Origin of the sequence: Musicola keenii (genome assembly GCF_014855505.1) — a bacterium.
Lineage (GTDB): Bacteria > Pseudomonadota > Gammaproteobacteria > Enterobacterales > Enterobacteriaceae > Musicola > Musicola paradisiaca.
On sequence record NZ_JAAWVW010000047.1, the window covers coordinates 1 to 3,618 of the forward strand.

Annotated in this window: 5 protein-coding genes and 1 pseudogene; 3 read left to right on the top strand and 3 right to left on the bottom strand. The window is 37.1% G+C overall.

The genetic code is table 11. The features are described from left to right. The first annotated feature begins 43 nt into the window (after positions 1-43). From HEP82_RS19705 to HEP82_RS19715, 3 genes are all read left to right on the top strand, one after another. Complete coding sequence (locus tag HEP82_RS19705; protein ID WP_192459597.1) at positions 44-394, top strand: hypothetical protein; 351 nt, start codon at positions 44-46, stop codon at positions 392-394. Positions 395-463: 69 nt separating this feature from the next. Then, on the top strand, positions 464-715 hold the full coding sequence (locus tag HEP82_RS19710; protein WP_192459598.1) for an H-NS family histone-like protein: 252 nt from the start codon (positions 464-466) through the stop codon (positions 713-715). A gap of 164 nt (positions 716-879) precedes the next feature. Next, a complete protein-coding gene (locus HEP82_RS19715) occupies positions 880-1,650 on the top strand; it encodes a hypothetical protein (RefSeq protein WP_192459599.1) in 771 nt (256 codons plus the stop codon). A 10-nt stretch (positions 1,651-1,660) separates the two neighbouring features. Here the strand turns inward: HEP82_RS19715 and HEP82_RS19720 are convergent, their stop codons facing one another. The 3 genes and pseudogenes from HEP82_RS19720 to HEP82_RS20050 form a co-directional block, all read right to left on the bottom strand. Next, on the bottom strand, positions 1,661-2,632 hold the full coding sequence (locus HEP82_RS19720; RefSeq protein ID WP_192459600.1) for an IS481 family transposase: 972 nt from the start codon (positions 2,630-2,632) through the stop codon (positions 1,661-1,663). 109 nt (positions 2,633-2,741) lie between these two features. After that, on the bottom strand, positions 2,742-3,227 hold the full coding sequence (locus tag HEP82_RS19725; protein WP_192459601.1) for a DUF4756 family protein: 486 nt from the start codon (positions 3,225-3,227) through the stop codon (positions 2,742-2,744). A gap of 194 nt (positions 3,228-3,421) precedes the next feature. After that, positions 3,422-3,618 (bottom strand): annotated as a pseudogene (locus HEP82_RS20050) (hypothetical protein); the annotation flags it as partial.

A 3,618-nucleotide genomic window follows, 5' to 3' on the forward strand; every position in this document is an offset into this window, starting at 1 on the left:
CTAATTACTCTTACTAACTATTAACATAATAAAAGGATTAAAGATGAAAGAGATTATATTGAACAGCCATGATAAAACAAAAAACCATCTTATTGCTAACATTTTACAAGGATTCTGTGATGAGATATATGCCATTTATGAAAAAGATCCTGAAACAGCAATCTATATTGTGAGTTGGGGGAAACTTTCAGAAGTTATTTATGATGTGTTGATAACTCGTGAGATAATGAAATGCTCTATCAAAAATAATATATCTGCTATCAATAAAAATGATTTAAAGGAAGAAATCTTACATTGGCATCTGGAGCATATCATTGATCTCGTGTTTAAAAATATGAATCAGGATGAAAATCAAGACCCTGTTTATTGGAAGTTAAAAATGACAGTAAACTGACATTGATAAATGAGTTTATTCCCTCGTTGAGAGGGAAATAATCTAGATAAGATAACTGAGAGGTTAAAAATGATTGATGAATTCCACGTTATGTATATGTATAGAAAAATCCAAGCTGAAGCGGCTACTACTGATATCAAAACACTGAATCAACTGTTGAAGAAGTTCCGTAAAGTAGTAGCAGAGCGCCGTGAGGAGTATTATCAGGAGATTGGTGAGAAGAAGTCGCGTAAGCTGAGGATGAAAAGGCTTCTCAAGCTGATGGCGAAGGATCGGGTATCACTAAAGGAGTTATGCTCTGTTGGTTCAGATTTGGGTTAAGGGAATGCCTAATCTGACGGACAGTGTTGCGCTAGAAATAGGCATTTCTGTTTCTCAAAAAAATAAGATTGTTGATATAAATAAGTTATATTATAATTAATTATCAGAGAGCGTAATGATCTATATCTAATGAAATGGCATAAATATTAAATAAAGGAATAGTTATGGATGAAAATGATATTATCGAAGCTGTAAAGAAAGGAATGGAAAGTGCTGCTAGTGACACTCGATTAATGAATTTTAGTTCCGGTGGTAAGATTAATACTGAATATGTTGCCACTGTATCAATAGGTCAGGCTTTGCTCAATAGTAAGAGATTCCGTATAGATGATGAAAAAATAATTTTCGAATATAACACAGGGAAGTTCTTAACATCAACAGTACCATTAATAAAAAGAATAGCGACCGGTAAATTATTTTCTAAGAGTGTTTTAAGAGAGTACGCTAATACAACAAGGACAGGAAGGATTGACATTGTATTACTTGGTGATGACAACGGGATATCTTATCCTAAGTGTGCTATTGAAGTTAAAGGTAATTCTCCGCAAAAAAAATTGTTACTTGATGATATAACAAGGAATTTAGAATATATAAAATATACTGGGAACACAGGTTCATCGAGACTAAATCTTGCAGTTAATTGCGCATTCGAATCGTTTTATAATCGTAATGATATTCCTAGTCGATTTTGCATCACAACTAATGGTCGAGATGAAAAAATAATAGAAATCAAGGATAAGTATGAAAAATATATTGAAGAAATAAAAAATGAAATACCATCAGATGTCAAATGTAACATTGATGTTTTTTCAGCGACGGAGATGTTATTATCTCCGTCGGCAACTCAAGATGAATATGATCAATTAGAAGATACACTTCATCTTACGCTCGGAATATTAATAAAATTTGAACGTTCACTGTCAGCTCAAGTCTGAGCTGTGTGATTCATAGACATCGTTTCAATTTTCTCAGTTCAAGTTCGAGCTTGTAATTCTGTTCCTGTATATGCTCTTCACTGGGCTGATAATTTGTGTGAACGGCATCAGAGTATGGCGTTTGCTCAGCAAGTTCGAAGTAGCGCTCCATCGGAGTTTTACCGTGGTGAGCGCTATGAGGACGTTCCCAGTTATAGTAATGCTGCCACTCTGCCAGCAGCTCCTTCAGGCCATCAGCTGAGAGGTCTACGGTAGCGTAAAATTCGGCTTTGTCTGTTTTTTGGGAACGTTCAACTTTGCCATTAAGATGAGGCGAAGCGGGTTTATTTGGGCGAAACTTGATGCCGTATTCTTTTAATCTTTCCTGCACCTTAACGGCAAAAAACTCTCTTCCCCGATCTGTCTGAAAGCGCTGTATCGGGAAAGGCATTTCTTCAATAACACAATCAATAAAATCGAGTGTGTTTGCAGCCGTGCGACGACTGTAAAGCCTCAGGACTCTGTAGCGAGTGCAGTCATCAACAGATGTGTACTGATATAATCCGGGAGCAATTTTGCAGGTATCCATCTGGACGCGATCACCGGGAACAGGGCGTTCGTAGCGAATGAAGTCAGCTTTACGCCGGAATTTAACAACAGGTTTAACCTGATTCTGGCAAAGAACTTTGTGGATCGTTGCCATTGCCAGTGAGACTGAATGAAGTCGTTTTAACTCGCTCTGAATCCGCCTTGCCCCCAGATTTCGCAGGGAGCGCAACTCCAGAATCAGAGCGACTTCATCAGCGCCGGTTTTCGTTGATGGCGAGTGTTTAGGGCGACGACTATGGCTTTTCAGGCCAGCGATGCCCTGAGCCAGATATCTGCGCCACCATTTACGTAATGTGGGGCGAGAAATACCACAGCGACGGCATACGAATCCCGCATCACCAGACGTTTCATAGAGCTTTACCCACTGTAGCCGCTGCTGAATTTCCCTGTTCATAGTGAGGCATTATAGTGAAACGATGTCTATGAATCACACATCTGAGCTAATACTGCTGGGAACCGATACAATATCGGTGTATTCACCAATATTGTTTTTCTGTCAAAAATTAAACAGCCATTTTTCTGCGTTTTTTGTCTGATGTTCCAACATCTGATGAAATACTGGAAAGCTGTTTAAGACTCTGCTCAACAGAACGTTGAAATTGAAGTGCTGCTTCAGTTCGCTGTTTTACCACTAGAGCAACGATCTCATCATCACTTTTTTCTACAATCGCTTTTCCATAAAGCCTACGTTCATAAAACTTATCAAGATTCCCTGATGATCTTTTCGCAGATAAGTTGGCTGCTGAAAAACTTATAGGATTAAGTTCTTCAATAAAAGAATCCATAAGAGACTTTCTCTTTCTATCCAACCTACGTAGTTTCGTATGGGCTGAGTAATATTCTTTTAGTTTATATTGTGGCACAGAGTCATCTTCACGCAGTCTGAAATACTCTTCTCGATATTCGTCCATTGATGGTTGTTGCTTAAGTTTTTCAACAGTATCAAAATATGCTAATAAATCGCTGTTGTCTAATTTTACATTTCTCATAAATACCTCGTTAATAATGATTGTTATATTTATATGTTAAGGGATATAGAGAAAGTGTCAAATTTAACAGGGGATTAAATAAGAGAATTTGTTTTCATTTCTTACATTAATTGGCATAACAAACGCCTAAGACTAATTGCTTTATATATTAATCTTACTCCAATATTTTATAATGCTAGGGTGAGATTGTTATTTTAAACAAGCTGAAGCCTTTTATATTGTTCGAAAATCAGTTCACCAGAATCAGTATAAATCTCAACCTTGCCGACTTTTCCGTCAGGTCTTTTGATTGAATAGCGAATCAATCTAACATCGTAATATTTATCTAACAGGTCTTGGCGCTCAGCGAAGTATTTTGATTTTGTTGTATGCTCTATTAGATAGTTATAGC

Coding starts and splice junctions, on each gene's coding strand:
- HEP82_RS19705 (WP_192459597.1), top strand. CDS start 44: ATGAAAGAGATTATATTGAACAGCCATGATAAAACAAAAAACCATCTT.
- HEP82_RS19710 (WP_192459598.1), top strand. CDS start 464: ATGATTGATGAATTCCACGTTATGTATATGTATAGAAAAATCCAAGCT.
- HEP82_RS19715 (WP_192459599.1), top strand. CDS start 880: ATGGATGAAAATGATATTATCGAAGCTGTAAAGAAAGGAATGGAAAGT.
- HEP82_RS19720 (WP_192459600.1), bottom strand. CDS start 2,632: ATGAACAGGGAAATTCAGCAGCGGCTACAGTGGGTAAAGCTCTATGAA.
- HEP82_RS19725 (WP_192459601.1), bottom strand. CDS start 3,227: ATGAGAAATGTAAAATTAGACAACAGCGATTTATTAGCATATTTTGAT.